General features: G+C 64.5%; 4 protein-coding genes. 1 reads left to right on the top strand and 3 read right to left on the bottom strand.

What is annotated here, in order from left to right:
* The first annotated feature begins 66 nt into the window (after positions 1-66).
* Positions 67-1,167, top strand: a complete 1,101-nt coding sequence (locus GXP34_02390) for an ABC transporter permease (protein NOY54814.1) — start codon at positions 67-69, stop codon at positions 1,165-1,167.
* Positions 1,168-1,888: 721 nt separating this feature from the next.
* Here GXP34_02390 and GXP34_02395 read toward each other — a convergent pair.
* The 3 genes from GXP34_02395 to GXP34_02405 all read right to left on the bottom strand — a co-directional run bounded on the left by GXP34_02395 (position 1,889) and on the right by GXP34_02405 (position 5,248).
* On the bottom strand, positions 1,889-3,343 hold the full coding sequence (locus GXP34_02395) for a hypothetical protein (protein NOY54815.1): 1,455 nt from the start codon (positions 3,341-3,343) through the stop codon (positions 1,889-1,891).
* Positions 3,336-4,508 (bottom strand): hypothetical protein, encoded by a 1,173-nt coding sequence (locus GXP34_02400; GenBank protein ID NOY54816.1) that lies wholly within the window; start codon positions 4,506-4,508, stop codon positions 3,336-3,338. The genes GXP34_02395 and GXP34_02400 overlap by 8 nt, the downstream gene beginning before the upstream one ends.
* A 344-nt stretch (positions 4,509-4,852) precedes the next feature.
* A complete protein-coding gene (locus GXP34_02405; protein NOY54817.1) occupies positions 4,853-5,248 on the bottom strand; it encodes a hypothetical protein in 396 nt (131 codons plus the stop codon).
* Positions 5,249-5,436 lie beyond the last annotated feature (188 nt).

Consider the following 5,436-nt stretch of genomic DNA (forward strand, 5'->3'; position numbering starts at 1 on the left):
GGCGACGGTGATCATCGCGTCGCACGACCGGGACGTGATCGGCGCGTGCGATCAGGTGGTGGCGCTGTGAGACGCCTCGCGGGTCTCGTCGCAGAAGCGATCCGGATGGCGGTCGCGCGGCCCGTCTCGTCGGCGATCACCGGACTGATCGTCGCCGGGGTGTGCGGCGTGATCCTTTCCACGACCGGCCAGTCCGTACAGGCCGAACGACAGGTCCTCGGCCGTATCGACGACGCCGGCACCCGCAGCGTTGTGGTCACCGACACGAACGGGTCCGCAGGGATCCGTCCCGACGCCATCGGTCGGATCGGGCGGCTGTCGGGTGTGGAGTGGGTTGTCGGGTTCGGATCTGCGGCCGATGTGCACGCCGCAGGGATCCCTGGCGGGAACCCGGCTGCGGTGCGTGCCGTCTACGGGGCTCTCCCGCCGGAAGTCGACACCTCAGCCTGGGATGGGACACCTGGCACGGTCCTGGTCGGACCCGACGCGCAGACCACACTCGGCCTCGACATTCCCGCCGGCGGTGTGGCGACCCGAGACGGGACCGACTATGCGGTCGTCGGCTGGTTCGACGCCGCCGACCCATTGGGGTTCTTGAACCGGTCCCTGCTCGCCGCCCCCGACCCAGATGCTGTCGACCCGACCCTGCGCACCATCGAGATCCTCGTCGACCGTCCCGAAGACGTCGCTGCGGTCGCTGACGCCATCTACGGCCTCCTCGATGCCCAAGACCCCACCTCGGTCGGTATCCAAACCTCGGAGACGCTCGCCCAGATCCGCAAAGCCGTCCAAGGTGAACTCGGCCGATACTCGAGACGGCTCGTCACCCTCATCCTCGCCGTCGGATTGATACTGGTCGGACTAAACGTCTACGGGACGGTCACCACCGCACGACGCGACTACGGACGCCGCCGCGCCCTCGGCGCGTCCCGACCCGACATCATCACCCTCGTCACCATCCAAACCGTCACCATCGCCATCGGTGGCACCCTCGCCGGCTCCATCGCCGGCGGCGCAATCATCTGGCAGCTCACCGCAACCGCACCCGACGCCGGGTTTACTGTCGCTATCGCCATCCTCGCCACCCTCACCGCCGGGATTGCAGCCATCCCGCCCGCGATGGTCGCCGCATGGCGCGACCCCGTCTCCATCCTCCGAGTCCCCTAACCAGGACGATTCCCGTCGTTTACACGTGACGCTCCGCCGGATCCGGACACAAACCCATCGTGGTGACGATCTTGCCCGGTCCCGTCGGGTCCGTCGGCTTGTGAACCGAGTGTCGAGATTGGACAAAGAAGAGGGCGCTAGACCGCAGAAAGGACGTGAACGAAGGGCCGTCTACACGACAAGGAGAGCCGCAACATTGGCACTACCAGGAACCCAACATTCATCATGCACCGAATCCGATGCCGTATCTGTACTCAACGACGATGTGGCAGTCGGGAAGGTCTTCCGTGTGGTCCACCGCACTGGGAGACAATATCCTCAATGACTCTGGGTTCGACTACTCCGGCAGCTGCGTTCCCAGTAAACACAGGCGTTTCCGAGGTTGCGGTGAGACTTTCACGAAAGGGTCCAACCTGGGGTTTTTCAGGCGAGATTCCGGCTCACCTCCAGCCTAAGGACCCGGCTACCTCCACGTTATCCACAGGCAACTGAGGGGCGACGCCAACCGACGCCGTGGACTCCGGATCAAACTCCTTCGAATTCGAAAACCCAGGATCTCTGTTGCAGCAGATCGCCAGAGGTTGAGATTGACGGACAACGTCATGAAGCGGAATCTGGTCGGCCGTCTCGTCAAGTTTGACCTGCCCTTTCCAGTTCTCCTTCAGGATTCTCTCAAGCTTCCTGAGGACGAGAGCGACCAAACGGTGTTGGCTGAGCCGATCTATGTAGCGGGGGATCCCCCTGGTTCTGTGAGCTGGGAGGCATGCAACCCCTTCATGTCGGTGGTCACCAAGAAGATGGTGCTGGTGCCCGGTTGCACGACGAGGTGCCCGAAGGTCGGTCCAAAGCTCGGGTCCACGACACTGTCGAAGTATGAGGCCGGTAGCGGCGCCACACTGGTCAAGGTGCCGTCGGGAGCGATCGACGCCAGCGCGGCGACGTTCCCGTCGTTGTCTGCGCCGACGAGCAGCACCGACACCGTGTTGTCTTGCCCCGACACAACCTCGACAGGAGCGACACCGATGCGGGTGTTCGGGTCGTCTGCCAGGTGCGGAACAAGACGCACGCGAACCGGCGGGTCACCGTTGAACTCTACGGCGACCTCACCCGTCTCGCCGTTGTAATCGACACGAAACTCGACACCACCTCGAGTTCGTAGCCACTCCACCCCGTGGACCACCGACGCACCCAACTCGGTGATCGACAAGTGTGGGTAGAGCGGATATCGGGTCCTCCCATAGATGACCTTTCCGTCGTCGGTCAGCAGCCAGAACCCCTCCGACAGCGGCAGGGTCCGCACCTGACCGCCGCGGATCACCACAACCTGCTCGAACGCAATCGCTACGAACGTTCCATCGTCCAGTACGGTCGGGTCCCATGCAGACACCCTTCCCACATCGAACGCCTGCTGCAGCACTCCATCACCGTCGAACACGGCGACCCGATGCTTCTGCGAGTCGAGCACCCACCAGGACCCGTCCGGACCGACCGCTGCAAACTCGGGACCCACACCCGGAAGCTGATCGAACCCCAACTGATCCTCGGAGTCGCCATAGCCGATCGACAGCACGTCCCGCCACCACCCCGACGTCGCATCTGCAGGTCCCGAAAGGGTCACCGTCACATCCCGCACCACCGGCGCAGGCGCCGTCGTCGCCACAGGGACCGTCGTTGTAGTCGACGCTGATGCCCTGAGTGCCGCCTGCCGATCGCGCCCCGGGTCATAGGTGACACTCTCGGCGATCCGCAGCAGAGTCTCCGTATCCAGTGACTTGCTCACCGTCTCGACCCGAACACCGTCGCCGACGTATTCCAATATGCGGGGCTCCCCCTCGATCACCGTGAACGTGCGCCCGTCACGCACCACATCCACACCCCGGATCGGATACGGCGCCGGAAACAGCGAGCGACCCACCGCAAACCAGGTTCCATCATCAGCGACGAACCGATGAAACATCGCCGACTCATGCCCTTCGTTGAACACGAACGAATACCCGGCAGGGACATACCCGATACGCAACCCACTCGCCCCGTCGTCATCCAAAGCCGGCGCAACCCAACTGGTAGCAGTCCCACCCCCTGGCACGAACGACCCACCAGTGCCCTCCCCCAACGTGGATCCGCTACAAGCCGCCACCACAAGCGCCACCACCGCCACAACGACCGCCCTACGCATCAAGAACCTCACCCGCGATCAAACACCCTCCATCGCCAGAACCACCACAACCGGCCCCACGCTGCGCCCCGGCACGACAGACGTCGGTTTCATGACCGCTCATCAGGGTCGACTCCCCGGTCGGTGAGGACCCCGTGGGCGATCCGTCGGTGCCATCGGTTGTGACCGGCGGCCAGGTGGCCTCCGACGTCGACCGTGGGAGCACGAGGACGGCGCCGTCGTCGTGCAGCACTATCGGGGAGCCTCTATACGCCTGGTAGGTGTGGCCTCCCCAGATGATGATACCGTCACCTGCCGCGACGAGACTGCCAACCCAGCGGGTCCCGAGACTGTCGGGTGCGAGACGCTCCCACGTGTCGGCGGCCGGGTCGTACGCCAGACCGGCCATCGGTGCGACCCCAGGCATGCCCGCCACGGTGTGCCCCCAGAACACGACCTTCATGCCGGTCCACACCGCCGGCACCGCAGAGAGGTTCACCGGCGGGAGTGCCGTGAGCCGCCACTCACCCAGCTGCGGGTTGTACGCCGCGAGCGGTGCCGGCTGGTCGGGGACCCCGTGCGGGGAGAACAGCACCTCGGTGCCGGTCCACACACCCACAAACACCATGCTCGAGCGGACACCGGGCGGATCGGCGATCTCCGACCAACTGTCGGTCACCGGGTTATAGGAAGCCCAGGACGGGTCACCGTCGGTGGCGTCACCGTTCCCACCGATGATCATCTCGTGCCCCGTCCACACCCCAACCCCAGGGCTCTTGGCACCCAGCGGTGATGAAGCCAGGACACGCCACGTACCTGTCGCCGGGTCATAGGCGGCACCGTCATCGGTCGCAACCTGTAGATCACCGGAGCGCTCGACCATCCCACCCCAGACAATCAACTCGGCACCGGTCCACACGTTGAACATGTACGAGCGCCCCTCGATCGGTGCGGGCGGGATCGCACTCCACGAATCAGAAGCAGGGTCGTACGCGAACCCGTCATTCGCCATGTCGAAACTCTGCGTATCCCCGACCGTACGGTCACCACCCCAGATCAGCAGCCGACTGCCGGTCCACACCGCAGCAGGCTGGCTGCGTGCCTCCGGAGCGGCCGCCATCGGACGCCACACCCCCGTGGCCGGGTCGAAAATGTCACCCGTCGCCTGCGTCTCGACTGGACCCATCGGGTTCCCCCACGCCAACAACTCTCGACCGGTCCACACCGACACATGACCAGACCGGGCAACCGGACCGGCCGGCATCGACGCCCACTGCCCAACCACCGGCAACAACGTGGTCGTCAAAGTAGGAGGCTGCGTCGCAGGAACCATGGAGGTCGTGGTCACAGGTAGCGTGGCCGTCGATGTCGAATCAGAATCGGTGACCATGACCTCAGCACTCGATGGTGGCACCGTCGAAATAGAACCTATCGTGCAACCGGCAGCGATCAGCGACACCACAAGCACGGCGACCAGCCACCGTACGGTGGAGGACCCGGCGAACCGTGCCGAACGTCGCTGTCGGCTCATCATGAGGGAGGGCCTTGCTCGATCGCGGCGGCGGGTACGAGATCGTGGCATGCCGTCACCGTCAAGATCCACACGAGATCAGCAGGCAGTGGCTCTCCTACGATGTCGGTCGCGTCATCACCGACTTCTTTGGCGACCGTCCAGTCCCAGGCGCCGTTGACGCATCCACGCTGGGCGACTTGCACCCACACATCGGTCGGTGCGGTGATACCGGTGTTGTTCACACCCGTCAACATCAACTGGTGAGCCGTGTCAGCATCGATAGTGGCCGTAGGGAAAGCAGGTTGCGATCCGCAAGAGACCAGGAGCATCCCCAACACGACAGCCACCACCGCAACGAGCCGCCAGGTGATCGGTCTGGGGCTCATCGGCTCGCGACCCTGACGCCAACCCATGATGCGCTCATCACCTCTCCTCCTTACCTATTGGTGTATTCGCCGGAGGACGCTTTCGGGTTCCCACCGTGGGCCCAGATGTGTCGTCACGGGTTCGTGTCGAGGTTGTCGACGATGGTGGGGACCGTGTGGGTGGCGTCCCAGACGTGAGTTCCGGCGGGAACCCCGAATGCTGCTTCGAGGAACGT

The organism is Actinomycetota bacterium (genome assembly GCA_013152275.1).
GTDB lineage: Bacteria > Actinomycetota > Acidimicrobiia > Spongiisociales > UBA4744 > BMS3Bbin01.